This window comes from Rhodopseudomonas sp. P2A-2r (genome assembly GCF_026015985.1).
Classification (GTDB): domain Bacteria; phylum Pseudomonadota; class Alphaproteobacteria; order Rhizobiales; family Xanthobacteraceae; genus Tardiphaga.
The window spans coordinates 4,117,899-4,134,018 of sequence record NZ_CP110389.1 but is presented as its reverse complement, the minus strand read 5'-3'; the positions used below and the strand labels follow the sequence as shown (position 1 = coordinate 4,134,018).

18 protein-coding genes and 1 tRNA gene are annotated in these 16,120 nt (G+C 64.2%); 7 read left to right on the top strand and 12 right to left on the bottom strand.

Annotated elements, in window-relative coordinates:
* Positions 1–3: 3 nt before the first annotated feature.
* Together ONR75_RS20010 and ONR75_RS20005 are read right to left on the bottom strand one after the other, a co-directional pair.
* A complete protein-coding gene (locus tag ONR75_RS20010) occupies positions 4–246 on the bottom strand; it encodes a DUF6719 family protein (protein WP_265078795.1) in 243 nt (80 codons plus the stop codon).
* Positions 247–271: 25 nt separating this feature from the next.
* Complete coding sequence (locus tag ONR75_RS20005; protein ID WP_265078794.1) at positions 272–424, bottom strand: hypothetical protein; 153 nt, start codon at positions 422–424, stop codon at positions 272–274.
* Between the two features lie 136 nt (positions 425–560).
* Between ONR75_RS20005 and ONR75_RS20000 the strand changes: the two genes are divergently transcribed.
* A complete protein-coding gene (locus tag ONR75_RS20000) occupies positions 561–1,841 on the top strand; it encodes an ArgE/DapE family deacylase (protein ID WP_265078793.1) in 1,281 nt (426 codons plus the stop codon).
* 172 nt (positions 1,842–2,013) lie between these two features.
* Here the strand turns inward: ONR75_RS20000 and ONR75_RS19995 are convergent, their stop codons facing one another.
* Positions 2,014–2,802: a cobalamin-binding protein gene (locus ONR75_RS19995; RefSeq protein WP_265078792.1), complete on the bottom strand. Its 789-nt coding sequence runs from the start codon at positions 2,800–2,802 to the stop codon at positions 2,014–2,016.
* A 232-nt stretch (positions 2,803–3,034) separates the two neighbouring features.
* Between ONR75_RS19995 and ONR75_RS19990 the strand changes: the two genes are divergently transcribed.
* The gene (locus ONR75_RS19990; RefSeq protein WP_265078791.1) at positions 3,035–3,652 is read left to right on the top strand and encodes a GNAT family N-acetyltransferase; all 618 of its coding nucleotides are present in this window, start codon (positions 3,035–3,037) and stop codon (positions 3,650–3,652) included.
* A 47-nt stretch (positions 3,653–3,699) separates the two neighbouring features.
* Here the strand turns inward: ONR75_RS19990 and ONR75_RS19985 are convergent, their stop codons facing one another.
* Both ONR75_RS19985 and ONR75_RS19980 read right to left on the bottom strand, forming a co-directional pair.
* Entirely contained in the window at positions 3,700–4,002 is a 303-nt protein-coding gene (locus tag ONR75_RS19985) for a hypothetical protein (protein ID WP_265078790.1), read from the bottom strand.
* A gap of 130 nt (positions 4,003–4,132) precedes the next feature.
* Entirely contained in the window at positions 4,133–4,810 is a 678-nt protein-coding gene (locus ONR75_RS19980; protein ID WP_265078789.1) for a DUF2161 domain-containing phosphodiesterase, read from the bottom strand.
* Between the two features lie 123 nt (positions 4,811–4,933).
* Between ONR75_RS19980 and ONR75_RS19975 the strand changes: the two genes are divergently transcribed.
* A complete protein-coding gene (locus tag ONR75_RS19975; protein ID WP_265078788.1) occupies positions 4,934–5,398 on the top strand; it encodes an MgtC/SapB family protein in 465 nt (154 codons plus the stop codon).
* Positions 5,399–5,667: 269 nt separating this feature from the next.
* Positions 5,668–7,695: a DEAD/DEAH box helicase gene (locus ONR75_RS19970; protein ID WP_265078787.1), complete on the top strand. Its 2,028-nt coding sequence runs from the start codon at positions 5,668–5,670 to the stop codon at positions 7,693–7,695.
* 137 nt (positions 7,696–7,832) lie between these two features.
* On the opposite strand, the gene fabG is transcribed toward ONR75_RS19970, so the two are convergent.
* Positions 7,833–8,516 carry a 3-oxoacyl-ACP reductase FabG gene (gene fabG, locus ONR75_RS19965; RefSeq protein ID WP_265078786.1) on the bottom strand — a complete coding sequence of 228 codons (684 nt, stop codon included), beginning with the start codon at positions 8,514–8,516 and terminating at the stop codon, positions 7,833–7,835.
* A gap of 298 nt (positions 8,517–8,814) precedes the next feature.
* Between fabG and ONR75_RS19960 the strand changes: the two genes are divergently transcribed.
* Positions 8,815–9,309: an SGNH/GDSL hydrolase family protein gene (locus ONR75_RS19960; protein WP_265078785.1), complete on the top strand. Its 495-nt coding sequence runs from the start codon at positions 8,815–8,817 to the stop codon at positions 9,307–9,309.
* Positions 9,310–9,317: 8 nt separating this feature from the next.
* Here ONR75_RS19960 and ONR75_RS19955 read toward each other — a convergent pair whose 3' ends face one another.
* Together ONR75_RS19955 and ONR75_RS19950 are read right to left on the bottom strand one after the other, a co-directional pair.
* Positions 9,318–10,490: an MFS transporter gene (locus ONR75_RS19955; protein ID WP_265078784.1), complete on the bottom strand. Its 1,173-nt coding sequence runs from the start codon at positions 10,488–10,490 to the stop codon at positions 9,318–9,320.
* Positions 10,491–10,655: 165 nt separating this feature from the next.
* The gene (locus tag ONR75_RS19950; RefSeq protein WP_265083741.1) at positions 10,656–11,120 is read right to left on the bottom strand and encodes a hypothetical protein; all 465 of its coding nucleotides are present in this window, start codon (positions 11,118–11,120) and stop codon (positions 10,656–10,658) included.
* On the opposite strand from ONR75_RS19950, the gene ONR75_RS19945 reads away from it, so the two are divergent.
* Positions 11,119–11,529 carry a hypothetical protein gene (locus tag ONR75_RS19945; protein ID WP_265078783.1) on the top strand — a complete coding sequence of 137 codons (411 nt, stop codon included), beginning with the start codon at positions 11,119–11,121 and terminating at the stop codon, positions 11,527–11,529. The two genes, ONR75_RS19950 and ONR75_RS19945, sit on opposite strands and share 2 nt — an antisense overlap.
* Positions 11,530–11,667: 138 nt before the next feature.
* Here the strand turns inward: ONR75_RS19945 and pepT are convergent, their stop codons facing one another.
* Complete coding sequence (gene pepT / locus ONR75_RS19940; protein WP_265078782.1) at positions 11,668–12,924, bottom strand: peptidase T; 1,257 nt, start codon at positions 12,922–12,924, stop codon at positions 11,668–11,670.
* A 73-nt stretch (positions 12,925–12,997) separates the two neighbouring features.
* The gene (locus tag ONR75_RS19935; protein WP_265078781.1) at positions 12,998–13,348 is read right to left on the bottom strand and encodes an HU family DNA-binding protein; all 351 of its coding nucleotides are present in this window, start codon (positions 13,346–13,348) and stop codon (positions 12,998–13,000) included.
* A 220-nt stretch (positions 13,349–13,568) separates the two neighbouring features.
* On the opposite strand from ONR75_RS19935, the gene ONR75_RS19930 reads away from it, so the two are divergent.
* Positions 13,569–13,645 (top strand) — tRNA-Asp (locus ONR75_RS19930).
* A 777-nt stretch (positions 13,646–14,422) separates the two neighbouring features.
* Here ONR75_RS19930 and ONR75_RS19925 read toward each other — a convergent pair.
* Both ONR75_RS19925 and ONR75_RS19920 read right to left on the bottom strand, forming a co-directional pair.
* Complete coding sequence (locus ONR75_RS19925) at positions 14,423–15,265, bottom strand: hypothetical protein (RefSeq protein WP_265078780.1); 843 nt, start codon at positions 15,263–15,265, stop codon at positions 14,423–14,425.
* Positions 15,266–15,394: 129 nt separating this feature from the next.
* Positions 15,395–15,922 (bottom strand): hypothetical protein, encoded by a 528-nt coding sequence (locus ONR75_RS19920; RefSeq protein ID WP_265078779.1) that lies wholly within the window; start codon positions 15,920–15,922, stop codon positions 15,395–15,397.
* Positions 15,923–16,120 lie beyond the last annotated feature (198 nt).

Here is a 16,120-nt window from a genome sequence, read left to right as displayed (position 1 = left end):
ATGCTAGTTTTTCTTGGTACCGAGGCGGGGCACGCATTTGCGTACACGGTTGACGCCGCCGGCGGTCAGATTGGTGCCGGTGACTTCCTTGATCTGCCCCGTGGGACACGTCCCGTCATCGACCTGAATGCGCTGCCCGAGCCGCAGTTCCGGGATGTCACTTTCTCGCGCATATTGCTCGGCGCTCGCGGGGATCGTCATCGCAAGCAGGACGAGCCCGCCCAATAATCCGATTGACGGGCGCATCTGACCCTCCCTCACTTGTTGCGCGTCACTTGTTCTGAATCTTCAGACCGTCCGGACCGACGTTGATCTGAACGCCGCTCGGTTCTTTCTTGGTCTGGTAGAGATTGTAGCCGAGCACTCCGATGCCGACGATCAGTGCGCCGATGATCAGGAATAGCACGTTGCGGTTGCCGGACATGAAGCCTCTCCGTGAGCTCTGGCTCGAATGCGGATTGTAAAGATACGCCCGCGATTCTCATAGCCGACATAACACCTGCGTGGTGGCGCAGATTGTGCTTGGATCATGGAACCGCGATTTCTGGAGCCTACGACTGATGAACGCCACCGACCTTCACCGCAAGATTCTCGATGCCGTCGATGCCGGCTTTGACGCCCAATTGAAGACCACCCAGGACTTCGTCGCCATTCCTTCCACGCGCGGCGCCGAAGGCCCGTGCCAGGACATGATCGGCGACCTGCTGCGCCAGCGCGGCTACGAGGTCGACGACTGGCATATCGACGTCGAGGATCTCAAGGACCTCAGAGGCTTTGGGCCGATCGAACACGATTTCTCCCGTGCCCGCACTGTGGTCGGCACCTATCGTCCGGCCACCAATGCCGGCCAATCGCTGATCCTGCAGGGCCACTGCGACGTGGTGCCGACCGGTCCGCTCGACATGTGGGACAACCCGCCATTCTCGCCTGTCATCAAGGACGGCAGGATGTATGGCCGCGGCGCCTGCGACATGAAATCGGGCACCATCGGGGCGCTGTACGCGCTGGATGCCATCAAGGCAGCCGGGCTGAAGCCGACCGCGCGCATTCACTTCCAGTCGGTGATCGAGGAGGAGTCGACCGGTGTCGGCGCGCTGTCAACGCTGCAGCGCGGCTACCGCGCCGATGCCTGCTTCATTCCCGAGCCCACCGCCGGCAAGATGGTGCGCTCGCAGGTCGGCGTGATCTGGTTTCGATTGAAGGTGCGCGGCTTCCCCGTCCATGTGTTCGAGGCGGGCTCCGGCGCCAATGCGATCACCGCGGCCTATCATCTGATCCACGCGGTCGGGCAGCTCGAGATCGAATGGAACAAGCGCGCGGTCAACGATCCGCATTTCAAGAATGTGAACCACCCGATCAACTTCAATCCCGGCATCATCAAGGGCGGCGACTGGGCGTCCAGCGTGCCGGCATGGTGCGATGTCGATTGCCGGATCGCGATCCTGCCGGGCTGGTCGGTGGCCGATCATCAGGCCGAGATTCTCGCCTGCATCAACAAGGCTGCGCGCGATCATCGCTTCCTGTCCAACAACCCGCCGCAGGTCGAGTGGTCGGGCTTTCTATCGGAAGGCTACGAGCTAAAAGACTCCGCCGCACCGGAAGCGGCGTTCGGAAAGGCCTATGACGCCGTCTATGGCGGGGCCACGCCGGACCTGGTCTTCACCGCGCTGACCGACACGCGCTTCTACGGGCTGAACTACGACATCCCCAGCCTGTGCTTCGGCGCCGATGGCCAGGCGATGCACGGCTTCAACGAATATGTCGATCTGGAATCGCTGCGCAAATCCACCAAGGCGACGGCGTTGTTCATCGCCGAATGGTGCGGCGTGGAGGCGGTGTAGTATGCGATCGCTGTGAATCTCTCGTTTCCCGGACGCGGTGCGGCATTCTTATGCCGCTCCGCAGATCCGGGATCCCGGTTGCCTTGCCTTTGCGATACCGGGACCCCGGACCAGCAGCGCACCACGCGGCAAACGCCGCGCGTTGCGCAGCATCCGGGGAGCACGACCTGCGTTAATCGGCAGGCCATAGCGCTGCGACGATGGCATCGAGGCCGTCGGTCAAGGCTGCGGGCCCGGGCTGCAGGATCAGCGGCGATTTGATCTCGACGATGCGGTTGTCGCGCACCGCGGGAATGTCCGCCCAGCCCGGCCGGTGCCGGATCTTGTCCGGCACCACCTTCTTGCCGCACCACGAGGCTAGGATCACGTCCGGGGCAGCCGCGCGAACATCGTCCTCGGTGACGATCCGGTGCTTCGCGGCCTTCTCGGCCCGTAGCTTGGGAAACACGTCGTCGCCGCCGGCAATCTCGATCAGCTCGGAGACCCAGCCGATGCCGGTGATCAGCGGGCCGTCCCATTCCTCGAAATACACTTTCGGCCGCACGGGATGCTGTCTTCCCGAAGCTGCCACCTCGGCCAGTCGCTGCTCGTACTGCAAGGCGAGCTGCTCGGCGCGGTCGGTCGCATCGACCATCGCGCCGAGCATGCGGATCATCGCCAGGATGCCTTTGACGCTGCGCTGGTTGAAAACGTGGATCGCGATGCCTTCGCGGACCAGGGCGCTCGCTATGTCGGCCTGCAGGTCGGAAAAGCACAGCACCAGATCGGGATCGAGCGCGAGGATCTTCGGCATGTCGGCGGACAGGAACGAGGACACCCGCGGCTTCTCGCGGCGTACCTGCGGTGGCCGCACGGCATAGCCGGAGACGCCGACGATGCGATCCTGCTCGCCGAGCAGATACAGCGTCTCCACCGTCTCTTCGGTGAGGCAGACGATCCTTCGGGGCGGGTAGTGGTGCATGACGTCGATATGCCAGCCCGCGCCGTGCGTGTCACATTTCGACAGCGATCTTGCGGGGACGACGCGGCCGGGGCGTTAGGAGTTGGTTAAGGTTGCATGGCTTTCAGCCATTGTTTGCAGGGCTTGCCGACATTTGAGGCGGAGGCGGGGGTTGAACATTATGGTGCGATGCACAATATAAGGCTGTAGGGAATCGACGCCGCTTCGAGGGCTCCTAAACGGAGTTCTGACGATGCAAAACGCTTTAAAGACCGTTCCGACGCAGGCCCCCGGCAGCGTCCGGACATTGACGGCACGAGAGTTGCCGCTGTTTCGTGAACATATGTTGCGTCTTGACCGCGAAAGCCGTCGCGATCGTTTCAACGGTTCGCTGGATGACAATTTTTTGGCGCGCTACGCGATGCAGTGCGTCAGCGACGGCACCATCATCCTTGCCTATTTCGAGGATGGCGTGGTGCGCGGCGCTGCCGAACTGCACCAGCCCGACCTGTCGCCCGGCTCGCTGCCGGAGATCGCCTTCAGCGTGGAGGCCTGCGTGCGCCGCCAGGGCGTCGGTAGCATCCTGTTCACCAGATTGATCGATAAAGCGCGCTCGCTTGGCTATGAGAGCCTGCGCATCACCACCGGCGCACAGAACGATGCGATGCGCGCGCTGGCCAACAAGTTCGGCGCCAAGCTGTCGTTCCGCCACGGTGAATCGACGGGGACCATCGATCTCAAGCAGTCGCCGATGCCCGGCATGGTCGCGGCGCGCACCTCGGGACTCGATATCGGCCGTGCGCTGGTTGACTACAACCGCGCCTGCTGGGGTCTGGTCATGAAGATGTATGGATTGGGAAAAGTCTCGTAAGCGAGGCTGAGGCAGGGCGATATCGCCCTGCCTCGAGCGCGCGCGTGTTACGCGCCGACGCGCTTGTCGTTGCCGACGATCCTGCGTGACACCTTACGTTCCACGATGATCGAGCGCTGTGCGCCCTGTTCGCCTGCAATCACCCGCGTCGAACGCGCGGCGGTGCGGCTGGCCTTCTTCACTTCGGTCTGCACGGCGTCGAGCGGCATGCCCATCAGCGCCGCGGCGATCTCGGCCTGCTGGTCCAGATCTTCGGTGATGCCCATGGCGGCGAAGATCGCTTCTTCCAGGGTCGGCGGGTCGCGCCTGACGCGACGCGTGCCATACTTCGTATTCCAGTCTTCGCTCATCTCTCGCCTCAATGTTGATTTGAGATACGTAATTGAGCCAATGTTGCATTGCAATATGAATTGCTCGCGACAATGCAGCCATGCACATCACCTTTTGCTGAAGCTGCTCTCGCCGCCATCAACGCGTCGTTTAGTCGGTCGCGGCGGAAGCAGTTGGCACCGGTTGCGGCCAGCGCTTCAGCGCGGCGTGGCCGGCTTCGGTAAGTAAGTAAGAGCCGCGCTCGGCGCGATCGAACCAGCCATAGACATTGCGATGCAGGATCTTCTGCGCGTCGGGATAGTCCGGCGTCAGTTCGCGCACCTTGCGCGGGCCTTCTACCAGCGCCGCGGCACAGGCAAGCGCCTGCTGCCGGTAGGCGGTCATGATCGGCGCCCGCGTGCTGCCGCCGAGCACCGGATCGCCCTTGCGCCGGTTGTGCTCGCTCACCAGGCGCGAACGCTTCTTCGGATTGCGGCGCGGCGCCGCGGTCGCGGGCGGCACCAGGATCTCGACGCCGCCGGCATCGGTGATCCCCAGCAGTCCGAAGCCGAGGCGGCGGCACAGGTTGCGATAGCGCGCATCGCTCTCGCGGCCCTTGCCGCGGATCGACAGTTTGGCCGCCAGCCAGACCTCGTCACAGGCGCCGGCGCGGTCGACGCCCTGAAGCAGCAGTTCGAGATTGAAGGTCAGTTTCAATTCGCCGATCACCACGAGCGGCGGATCGTCGCCCTTCAGTGCCACCAGGTCGCAGCCGCCGATCTCGCCCTTGACGGTGAAGCCGAGGCCTTCGAGGAAGTTCTTGACCGGTAGGTAGAGGGTGGTTTCCAAAACGGGCCTGCGCAGTGAGACGATGGGTCGCTGGAACCGCGACTCAATGCTTGAGTTTAGACCGGATCGCGCGCGACGGCAGCCTGGGGGCCGCTCTGACCGGCGCGGAGCCCGGAGACCTCCTTGCAGCGACTTCTTGAAATGTCGGATAGTTTTCGTGTTCTGCCGCACCTCATAGCGCTGGCGATTGCCTATGTGCTGGCGCTGCCGATCGGCTGGAACCGAGAACGCGCCGAGCGCAGCGCCGGCCTGCGGACCTTCCCGCTGGTCGCGTTGGCGACCTGCGGCATCGTGCAGGCGACCGAGGGCGTTCTCAATGGCCACCCCGAAGGCACCGCGCGCATCATCGAGGGATTAATGACCGGCATGGGCTTCATCGGTGGCGGCGCCATCCTCAAGCACAACGGCTCGGTACACGGCACCGCCACCGCCGCCAGCCTGTGGTCGACCGGCGCCACCGGTGCGGCGGTCGGCCTCGGCGCCTATGACGTGGCTGTCGTGATCTCCTTCGCCACGTTCATGACCTTGTGGCTGCTGGTGCCGTTCAAGCGCGAGGGCGATGGCGAGGGCAAGACCGAGGCGGGCTGAAACCGGCAGCTATTCTTGCAAATGTCGCGATATCCGGATCGATGACGACGCCGCATTGACCATTTTCCGCGGATTCTGACGATTTCGTCCGCACATGGCAGCAATGAGTGGCATTTTGCTGCAGAGCAGCGTAAAGCAGCGTCAACCACCCGTACCGGACTCCTGGACCCGACGTGACCGCCCGATATGAGGGGCGGCAGATTCGTTTCCGTTTGGTCCAATTGGGTCCCGACCGCACAGCGGTCCTTGAAACCAAGGTTTACATCCCCGTGACATTTCTATCGACAGGTCCGTCGCTCGCCCGCGCGTTGGCCGAGCGCAACTACAGTGAATCCACCCCGGTGCAGGCCGCCGTGCTGGCCGATGACGCCGCCGGACGCGATCTGCTGGTCTCCGCCCAGACCGGCTCCGGCAAGACCGTGGCCTACGGCCTAGCCATTGCCGACAACCTGCTGGAAGGCGCCGAGAAGCTGCCGAAGGCCGGTCTGCCGCTGGCGCTGATCGTCGCGCCAACCCGCGAACTCGCTTTGCAGGTGCACGGCGAACTGACCTGGCTCTACAAATATGCCGGCGCGCGCGTCGTGTCCTGCGTCGGCGGCATGGATCCGCGCAAGGAGCAGCGCGACCTCGCCGAAGGCGCCCATATCGTCGTCGGCACGCCCGGCCGTCTCTGCGACCATCTCCGCCGCAACCGCCTCGATGTCTCGCAGCTCAAGGCCGTGGTGCTCGACGAAGCCGACGAGATGCTCGACATGGGTTTTCGCGAGGACATGGAGTTCATCCTCAAGACCACGCCGTCGACCCGCCGCACGCTGCTGTTCTCGGCAACGCTGCCGCGCGGCATCGTCGCGCTGGCCAAGCAGTATCAGCAGCAGGCGTTCCGCGTTGAAGTCGCCGGCGCCGATGGCGGCCATTCCGACATCGAATATCGTGCCATCCGTATTTCGCCGAACGACGTCGACCACGCCGTGGTCAACGTGCTGCGCTACTTCGAGTCGCCCAGCACCATCGTGTTCTGCAACACCCGCAACGCGGTCCGTCATCTGCAGACCGTGCTGCAGGAGCGCGGCTTCTCGGTGGTCGCTCTCTCCGGCGAGCTGACTCAGAACGAGCGCACCTCGGCGCTGCAGGCGCTGCGCGATGGCCGCGCCCGGGTCTGCGTCGCCACCGACGTCGCCGCGCGCGGCATCGATCTGCCCAATCTCGGCCTCGTCATTCACGCCGACCTGCCGAACGACGCCGAAGTGATGCAGCATCGCTCCGGCCGCACAGGCCGCGCCGGCAAGAAGGGCGTCAGCGTCCTGCTGGTGCCGCCGTCGCGCAAGCGGCGCGCCGAACTGCTGCTCAATCTCGGCGGCATCGATGCTGTCTGGGGCAGCGCGCCGACCGTCGAGGAAATCCGCACCCTCGATCAGCAACGCATGCTGAAGGACACCTTGTTCACCGAGGAGTCCACCGAGGAAGATCTGACGCTGGCCCGCGCCATGCTGGCCGAACGTTCGGCCGAGGACATCGCCGCGGCGCTGGCGCGTCTCTATCGCGCGCGTCTGCCGGCGCCGGAAGAGGTGCAGGATCCCGGCACGTTCCGCGGCCGCGACGATCGCGCGCCGGTGCGTGGCCGCGATGCGCGCAACACCGACGGTCATGACGGTCCGCGCCAGGTGCGGCCGAAGTCGAAGCCGCGCGAGAGCATGGGCGAAGGCTCCATGTGGTTCCGCGCCGCCATCGGCCGGCAGAAGAACGCCGAAGCCCGCTGGCTGCTGCCGATGATCTGCCGTCGCGGCGGCATCGAGAAGAACGACATCGGAGCCATTAAGATCTACGACGCCAACTCGGAATTTGAGATCGCCGCGGGCGCGGTCGAAAAATTCCTGGTCATGGTCAAGCGTCCGGACAAGGAAGACAACATCCGCATCGAGCCGCTGCCGAACGGCCCGGAAGGCGCCATCGCCTCGTCGCGTCCGAAGCCGGAAGATCGCGACTACTCCAATGCCAAGCGCAAGCCGAGCTACAGCAAGAGCTCCGACGGCGACCGGCCGGACTTCAAGGACAAGTCGTCCTACAAGGAGAAGTCCTGGAACGACAAGGGCGACCGCAAGCCCTATGCCGGTGACAAGCCGCGCTACGAGGGCAAGCCTACTTACGAAGGCAAGCCGAGCTACGACAAGCCGCAGGGCGAGCGTGTGCCCTATGTGAAGAAGCCGCGCGCCGACAAGCCGCCTTATGTCGCCAAGGCCAAGCGCGAAGGCGCCGCCGGATTCGAGAAGCCGGCCTTCGGCAAGAAGAACAAGGGCTAAGAGCCAAGGCGCAGACTGTCGTCGTACGGCTTGACCGGGCGACCCAGTATTCGGCGACGTTGATGACACGACGCATCGACAACGTTTACTGGGTCACCCGCCTTCGCGGGTGACGACAGCGATAGCGAACTGCAAATTTACACCCGACCGCTGACCGGCAGCAGCGCGCCGGTGACGGCGCTGGCGGCGTCGCTGGCGAGAAACAGAATGACCTCGGCGAGTTCGTCGGCGCGCACCCACTTCGAGAAATCGGCACTGGGCATGTCGCGGCGGTTGGCCGCCGTGTCGATGGTCGAGGGCAATACGGCGTTGACCGTAACCTTGCCCTTCAACTCGGCGGCCAGAGTCTCGGTGAGGCGATGCACGCCGGACTTCGATGCTGCGTAGGGGCCCATGCCGGCGCCGGCCTGCAGCGCGCCGATGGCGCCGATATTGACGATGCGTCCGGCTTTCGATGCCACCAGATGCGGGATCGCGGTGCGCGAGGCGTTCAGCGCGGTGAGCAGGTTGAGCCGGTGCATCTTCTCCCAGGTCGCGGTGTCGCCGTCGCCGACGGTCTGGTAGGAAAAGGCGCCAGCGATGTTGATCAGCACGTCGATGCCGCCGAAATGCGCGACCGTGGCGGCGATGGCCTGGCCCGCCTGCGCCGCATCCGCGAGATCGACGCCGCCGACCTGCAGGCGATCCGCGGTCTTGCCGTCTGCGGCCTGGATGGCGTGATCGATCTCGGCCACGCGCGCGCCGCGACCGCGCGCCATTTTCACCACGACCTGGCCGAGTGCGCCGGAGGCGCCGGTGACGACGACGATTTTTCCGTTCATGCGAGTTTCTCTCTAGCCGGTACACGATATTTCATGAGAAAAAGAACAGCTTGCACGCGGCGACGCAAGGGCTGCCGCGCGCGGACCTTGATGAACGGATGTGCGCATGGCGAGTCCGAAGACCCCGGCCGACGTCGTGCGTTTTCCGCACGCATTTCCAAATCTGAAGAACGCCATCAAGCATGATGACGTGGTCAGGATCATTGCCGTGGGGTCGTCATCGACCGCGGGCAGGGGCGACATCCTTCCATATCCTTACTCGCTCGAGCGCGCGCTGCGCGAAAAATTCAAGCCCTGCATGATCGATGTGGTCAACCGCGGCGTCGGCGGCGAAGACGCGCCGGAGGAACTGGACCGCTTACGCAAGGCTGCCGGCGAGAAGCCCGCCATGATTATCTGGCAGGTGGGGACCAATGCGATTTTTCACGAGGAGAACTATGCCGGCGGTCAGGTCGTGGCGGCGATCGAACAAGGGCTCGATGCGATCTGCAAGGCGAGCATCGACGTACTGGTGATGGACCTGCAATACGCGCCGGCGCTGCTACGGCCCGAACGGCGCAAACAGACGCTGGAGATGGTGCAGCGGATAGACGAGATCGTAGCGGCCCGGCCCGGCAGGGATCTGCAACTGTTTCGACGTTTTGCCCTGATGCGGCACTGGCACGAAATCGACGGCATTTCGTTCGACTGGATGACCGATCCGACCGACGGTGAATGGTTGCACCAGAGCGAGTGGAGCACGCGCATGGTGTCCCAGGCGCTCTGCAATGCGCTGGCAGAGTCGGCCAGCTAGCGTCGCAACTACTCCGCCGGCCGCATCTGCACCGGCCGCGTCCGCGGATGCACGAAGGCCGTGAGCGTCAGTCCGAGCGCCGCGGCGGCGACCAGCGCGGCCAGCAGCGGCAACTGCCCATAGTGGGCGCCCGCGGTCAGGGCCACGCCGCCGAGCCAGGCGCCGACGGCATTGCCGAGATTGAAGGCGCCCTGGTTCAGGGTCGATGCGAGGTTCGGCGCGTCGGTGGCGGCATCGACCACCCAGATCTGCAGCGGCGACACCAGCGCGAAGGCAAGCCCGCCCCACAGCACCAGCAGTGCCAGCGTCGGGACCATGGCGTGGCTGACGAAGGCCAGCGCGGTCAGGACGGCCATCAACCCGCAGAAGCCGCCGACCACCGTGCGCAGCAGGTTGCGGTCGGCGAAGCGGCCGCCGAAGAAATTGCCGACGGTGAGGCCGACGCCGATCGCCAGCAGCGCGCCGGTGACGCCGTGCGGCGTGAGGCCGGTGACGTCTTCCAAGAGCGGCGTGATGTAGGTGAACAGGCTGAACATACTCACCGAGGCCAGCGTCGAGATCAGCATCGGCAGCAGCACCGGCCAGCGGCCCAGGGTGCGGAACTCGCGGGCGAGGCCGCCGCGCGTGCCGGGCAGGCCGGAGGGCACGTAGCGGGTGATCGCCAGCCCGGCCACGAGCCCGATCGCGACCACCGCCCAGAACGCCGCGCGCCAGCCGGCGAACTGGCCGAGCGCGGTGCCGAACGGCACGCCGAGCACATTGGCGAGCGTCAGGCCGGCGAACATCAGCGAGACCGCCTGCGCGCGCTGCTCGCTGGCGACGAGGTTGCTGGCGACGACCGCGCCGATACCGAAGAACGCGCCGTGGGCGAAAGCGGTGACCACGCGCGCGGTCATCAGCAGGCCGTAGGTCGGCGCCAGCGCGCAGCCGAGATTGCCGATGATGAACACCGCCATCAGCGCCAGCAATGCGGTCTTGCGCGGCAGGCCGGCAGTGGCAATGGCCACGATGGGGGCGCCGACCACCACGCCCATGGCATAGCCGGACACCAGATAGCCCGCCTGCGGAATGCTGACGCCGAAGTCGCCGGCAACATCGGGCAGCAGCCCCATGATGACGAATTCTGTGGTGCCGATGCCGAACGAGGCGGCGGCCAGCGCGAGAATGGGACGGGATATCATCGAATCGTGGCTCCGGGGCTGTCCATGGTGCGGCGCAGCATCCGAGTCAGAAATGGCATGGGCGGGGTGCTTTGGCGAGGCGCGTGAGGGGGATGCAGCCCTGCATCATGCGGCCATCAAAATCGCGGGAGCGGCGATGCCAGCGTTGCCGCCGCGTCGTGGGCGTCAGGCGGTGGCGCGCACGGGCGCCGGGCGGGCCGCCGCCAGCCGCAGGACGTAGCGATTGCCGGCGTCGGCGGGCACCGCCTTGCGGCGAACCAGGTGATGCAGGCAGTTAGCCGCGAGGTCGAACGAGCCGTAGCAATGGTGCGCGACGAGCGCGAGATGCTTAAGCTGCTCGGCGTCCATCGCCTCGGCCTCGATGAAATTGCGTACATAGACCACGTCGGCCTCGACCAGCTGGTTGAGGGCTGCGGCCGGATTGGGCCCCATCATCGGCGCGATCATCTTCTTGTTGATGGCCGCGAACATGTGCGGGATGAAGCCGAGGCTGCGCAGTTCCAGATCGACGTCGCCGAACACCGGCTGATCCTTGTACAGCGGCACGAAGGAAACCTCGGTGTGAACGGCGACGGCCCGGGTCAGCCGTGCGCGGCCGTGGCGGAACACCGACAGTTCCGATCCCTGAATGTCGATCTTCAGCAGGTCGAAGGGCGTCAGTTCGGCGATGTCGTCCAGCCGCTGTGTGGCGAGCGTCGATCTCGCCGATCACGCGGCCGAGTTCCGTGAAGCGCGGGAAATGCATCAGCGTCTTGTCGTCGGGCTGCAGCAGGCTGGCGAAGCCGATGCCGCGGCAGATTTTCAGCGTATGAGTCTCACCATCGCCGATCGCATAGGGCAGATAGGTTTCGAGATCGCCCTTGGCGGCGTTGAGCCGGGCCAGCGCCTGGGGATGCGGATCGAATCCGGTGACGCGGCAGAGGCGGCGTTCCAGCATCGCCTTGTAGGGCGCGTCGCCGTCGATCGGATTGGCGCCGATGTCGACAATATGAGTCAGGCGCGCGGGCGCGAGCAGGGCCACCAGGGAGTCGTCAGTTGAATCGATCACTGGCTGTTTCCGTTCGTCATGAACGGACCAGTGCATCAAACCGCGAGGGATTCAGCCGGGCGAGATCGTCGCGTGCCGCCATTCTGGCGGCGCAGATTGTCGCAGGTATTCGGCTGGGCGCTGGCAGCCTTAGGCGCGTTCTTCCCAGATCATCGCCAGATGCACGATGGTCTGCACGGCCTTTTCCATGTCCTGGCGGCTGACCCATTCGGTGCGGCCGTGGAAGGCGTGTTCGCCCGCAAAAATGTTGGGGCAGGGCAGGCCCATGAACGACAGCCGCGAGCCGTCGGTGCCGCCGCGGATGCTGGTGCGCTTCGGCTCAAGGCCAGCGCGGCGGATCGCCTCCATGGCGTAGTCGACGATATGAGGATGCAGGTCGATCACCTGCTTCATGTTGCGGTACTGGTGCTTGATCTCCAGCGACGCGGTGGAATGCGGATAGTCGCGCATCACATCGTCGACGATGGCATGCAGCAGCGCTTCCTTTTCGGCGAGCCCGGCATCGGTGAAATCGCGCACGATGAAACTCACCGTGGCTTTTTCCAGCGCGCCGGAAATGCTGATCGGATGCAGGAAACCTTCCTTGCCCTCGGTGGTCTCGGGCGAGCAGGAGTCCTTGGGCAGCCGGTCGACGATCGCCGCCGCGATCTTGATGGCGTGCTCCATCTTGCCCTTGGCGAAGCCGGGATGGGTGCTGACCCCCTCGATGGTGATCACCGTGCCATCAGCCGAAAAGGTCTCGTCCTCGATGTGGCCGGCGGTCTCGCCGTCCATGGTGTAGGCGAAATCGGCGCCGAGTTTTTGCAGGTCGACCTTGTCGACGCCGCGGCCGATCTCCTCGTCCGGCGTGAACAGGATTTTGATGACGCCGTGCTTGATGGCGGGGTTGGCGACCAGGAAGCGCGCCGCGTCCATGATCTCGGCGAGGCCGGCCTTGTTGTCGGCGCCGAGCAGCGTGGTGCCGTCGGAGGTGATGATGTCGTGGCCGATCTGGTCGGCCAAAGCCGGGTTGTCGGCGGCGCGGATCACCTGCGTTGGGTCGCCGGGCAGCACGATGTCGCCGCCCTGATAATTGCTGACGATCTGCGGCTTGACGTCCTTTCCGGTGCAATCCGGCGAGGTGTCCATGTGCGAGCAGAAGCAGATCACCGGCACTTTTTTGTCGGATGTCGCGGGGATCGTTGCGTAGACGTAGCCGTGCTCGTCCAGATGCGCGTCGGCGAGCCCGATCTCGCGCAGCTCGGCGGCGAGCAGGCGGCCGAGATCCTTCTGCTTTTCGGTGGACGGGCAGGTGGGGGAGGAGGGATCGGACTGGGTGTCGATCACCACATAGCGCAGGAAGCGCTCGGTGACGGTGTGCGTGAACGCGATGGAGGTCACTGGCATCACCGTATGGCTGGAGGGCGCACCGTCCCGGACCGCCGCGCGGCGGCCCGGAGTGTCGAATCGCTGATAAAGCCTAGACGGCTTCCTTCAGTTCCTTGGCGGCGCGGAACGCGACCTTCTTGCTGGCCTTGATCTGGATCGCTTCGCCGGTGGCGGGGTTGCGGCCCATGCGGGCGGCGCGCTTGCGCACCTGCAGGATGCCGAGACCGACGATGCGAATCCGCTCGCCCTTCTTGAGGTGCTTGGTGATGCGGCCGACCATGTCGCCGAGAATCTCTTCTGCCTTCTTCTTCGACAACTCATGCTCTTCCGCCAGGGCGGCGGCGAGGTGCTTGAGGGTGACGGTGGCGGGGGCGGCGGCCTTTTTGGCTGCAGCGGCGGTCTTCGCTGCGGCCGGGGTCGCGGTAACTGCTTTTTTCGCCATGAATTCTGGCCCTCCTCGTTGGTGTGATCCTGGAAACCTAAGGCCCGCAGGGCTTAAACGATTCGGGGGCCGGCTGACTACGCTGTTTGCCCTGCAAATAGCCGGTTATTCGCATCGGCGATCATCGAAGGCCGAATGAAAAAGGGCTTTCGCAACGTCCTTGACTTCAATTGGTCACCCCTTTATGTCCACCCTCACTGCGGGATTGCAAACGATCCACGCGGGAGTAGCTCAGTTGGTTAGAGCGCTGCCCTGTCACGGCAGAGGTCGCGGGTTCGAGTCCCGTCTCTCGCGCCAGTTTTATAAACTGGTTCAGCACCTTAGCAGATCCCCCGAATTCCAGTTTCGACTCCATCCCAAGGCACTTTCGACTCCGTGCGCCTGTTTCGTTCTCGTTCGCCATCACGCGGCGCCTTCCTTGGTGCCTGCAGAGCGCAGCAGAGACCGCCACGCGCCCGCGCTTCGGCTGCGAGCCGAACCAGCGCCGCGCTGTGAGGCCGGTAGGTGGCCTGCAGATCGCGATTGGTGTCGATCGAATTGGCCATCTTGCCGGCGAGCGCCGCGGGATCGACTCTGCCAGTCGTGGCTTCGACGGCACCTGAGCGGCGCATGTCTGAAAACTTGCGATATGGCGTTGCTGGATCTCGCCGGCACCATTGGCCACGGCAGGTTCATTCGCCACCCTGAGATCAATCAGGCGAGCATCGCCCCTTAAGCTACCCATCGGACAGACAAACTCCAAGCCTTCCATCTAAGATTGCACGAATCATTCGCTGGAGTTTCTGTTGCCCCACTTCGGATCTCACCATCGTCTTGAGTGCGTATGCGGAGCGTACATGGGCTTGACGCGGCGGAGCCCTCACCCGGTCCTCGGCGTGCACTTTGAGATTCAGACGTTTCAATGCAGGAAGTGCGGCGCCGAAGTTGAGCGAAGCGCTGGCGGCAATGGGGAACGGCCGCCAGAGGACGCAAAAACTGATATCGTCCCTCACTAGTGCAGGGGTGAAGCAGTCGGTTTCAAAATTGCATCATCCAGGTCGTTGCTATGAGGCGGGCGGCTGCTGGACCGCCTAGTCAGCAAGCTCGGTCAAACCTGGAGCCGCGACCTATTTTGGCGGGCGAAGCTCGCCCCTGATCCAGTTTACCGCTTCGCTCTTGATCGGATCGGGGCCGTCGCACTCGAAGCAGCGCAGCATGCGCGGGCCGCGCCCGCCCGGCGGCAGCGCCAGCGCCATTTGCGATCCGCAGTGAGGGCACCGCTTTGCCTGGTCGATCTGTCCCATGGTGCTTTAGAGAACTGCGCCACCGGCCGCTGTCAATCCGGAAGTCGTGCAAGGAAGCGAAGCCGTCCAGCTGAGCATCTACCGACGAATGTACCGACGCGTCTTGCCCGTTGGGCGCATCGGGAGGACCTGTTCGCACGGGCTTTCGCCGGCTGCTCGTGATGGAGGCCATCGGGGCGCTGGATGGAACGTAGTGCGATTCCTCCTGTTGGGTCCGGTATGTGACACAGGAGCGACGCAGATGATCGACGATCTCAAGCGCCTCGATCCAATCCGAAAGGCCCGCCTCATCATCGCTGCCCACCGCCTCCGGCGAAGATCCCGTGAAAGCGGGAATGTTGAGGGCTGGCGGATCTCGCGGCTGTTGAACGATGCCGATACCACGGAACTCGCCGACGACGCTGAGCAGCAGTACCGTCTCCATGAGAATTAGATCGGCCTTATAGTCGTGCCGGGCCGGGCCGAGATGATCCGCCGCCTGAATGAGAACATGCATCGCGTTCTGCCAAGCCGGCTTGTTCTGCTCGGCCTTCGGCAGGCCGACGATGTGGAGGCCGGCATCCCGCAGAGTGAAGAGAAGCTTGCCCGACGGCAATTCGATCGGGTTGGCGAAGTGGATATCCCAGGACATCATGCAGACCGTAGCCTAGACGGCCGCTAAGTGCGGCTGCGGCGTTGTGCGGGCTTTGTTGTTTAGCTGATCGCGTGATGGTGCTGGCTTCGGCGGGAGGCCGCCGCATGTGTTTCGGCGGTGCAGATACCACTACCTGACCTCAAGCTCGTCGCCGGATGCATGACGACATGACCAGTGTTCGCCCAGGGGAGCCGGCCGACCAGAATAACGTGAAAGCGCGGGGCCGTTGTCGCAGCAATAGCCGTTCGATAAAACGAATATCTCGGCACCGCCGACGAGACTGCCGCTCGCGATTTCCCGAAAGCCGTTCGGGAGCTTTTTAAAGACAGCGTAGTGCGCGCAGCTAAGCTCGGCGGCGACGACAGCGGGGGATCCGATCAGACCTTTTATGGCCAAACCGAGAAGTATCGACCTGAGGGTGCGGCGGCAAAAGGCCATCTGTGAGGACGTCCGCCCTATCGAGCGGCTCGGTGGGTGACGAGTTAAAACGAGCTCGGGAGCGCGCCTCGCAACGACGTTTGGCCATATGGCCATATGCCCGTCGTCGAGGCCGAGTTGCGGCCGTTCGGCCTGGAGGTCGCGCTTGTCGTAATAGGACTTTGCCGAGGCGACGGCTGCCTGGATGGCTTCGTCGGAAAAGGATGGGGCTTCTGCCATGACGTTTCTCCCAAACGTGCACAAACAATTTCATGCACTCTTAGGTTTATGGCAAGATATATACAACCTTTGGAAGTGGGCAGAGGCGAACTGCACGCGATGCTGCAGCGAGCCGTGTGGCGGCGTTCCGGAGCGTCGCTGTTCCCAGGTCATCGCCGGGCGCAGTCCAGCCGTGCAGGGAGTGCGTAGCTGGCGTTG

What these genes read in the sequence shown, in the direction of transcription:
- ONR75_RS19960 (WP_265078785.1), top strand. Translation starts at nt 8,815, where the DNA reads ATGATCGATGTGGTCAACCGCGGCGTCGGCGGCGAAGACGCGCCGGAG.
- ONR75_RS19995 (WP_265078792.1), bottom strand. Translation starts at nt 2,802, where the DNA reads ATGCACCACTACCCGCCCCGAAGGATCGTCTGCCTCACCGAAGAGACG.
- ONR75_RS20000 (WP_265078793.1), top strand. Translation starts at nt 561, where the DNA reads ATGAACGCCACCGACCTTCACCGCAAGATTCTCGATGCCGTCGATGCC.
- ONR75_RS20010 (WP_265078795.1), bottom strand. Translation starts at nt 246, where the DNA reads ATGCGCCCGTCAATCGGATTATTGGGCGGGCTCGTCCTGCTTGCGATG.
- ONR75_RS19985 (WP_265078790.1), bottom strand. Translation starts at nt 4,002, where the DNA reads ATGAGCGAAGACTGGAATACGAAGTATGGCACGCGTCGCGTCAGGCGC.
- ONR75_RS19955 (WP_265078784.1), bottom strand. Translation starts at nt 10,490, where the DNA reads ATGATATCCCGTCCCATTCTCGCGCTGGCCGCCGCCTCGTTCGGCATC.
- pepT (WP_265078782.1), bottom strand. Translation starts at nt 12,924, where the DNA reads ATGCCAGTGACCTCCATCGCGTTCACGCACACCGTCACCGAGCGCTTC.
- ONR75_RS19925 (WP_265078780.1), bottom strand. Translation starts at nt 15,265, where the DNA reads ATGATGTCCTGGGATATCCACTTCGCCAACCCGATCGAATTGCCGTCG.
- ONR75_RS19945 (WP_265078783.1), top strand. Translation starts at nt 11,119, where the DNA reads ATGTCGATCTTCAGCAGGTCGAAGGGCGTCAGTTCGGCGATGTCGTCC.
- ONR75_RS20005 (WP_265078794.1), bottom strand. Translation starts at nt 424, where the DNA reads ATGTCCGGCAACCGCAACGTGCTATTCCTGATCATCGGCGCACTGATC.
- ONR75_RS19920 (WP_265078779.1), bottom strand. Translation starts at nt 15,922, where the DNA reads ATGGCAGAAGCCCCATCCTTTTCCGACGAAGCCATCCAGGCAGCCGTC.
- ONR75_RS19990 (WP_265078791.1), top strand. Translation starts at nt 3,035, where the DNA reads ATGCAAAACGCTTTAAAGACCGTTCCGACGCAGGCCCCCGGCAGCGTC.
- fabG (WP_265078786.1), bottom strand. Translation starts at nt 8,516, where the DNA reads ATGAACGGAAAAATCGTCGTCGTCACCGGCGCCTCCGGCGCACTCGGC.
- ONR75_RS19935 (WP_265078781.1), bottom strand. Translation starts at nt 13,348, where the DNA reads ATGGCGAAAAAAGCAGTTACCGCGACCCCGGCCGCAGCGAAGACCGCC.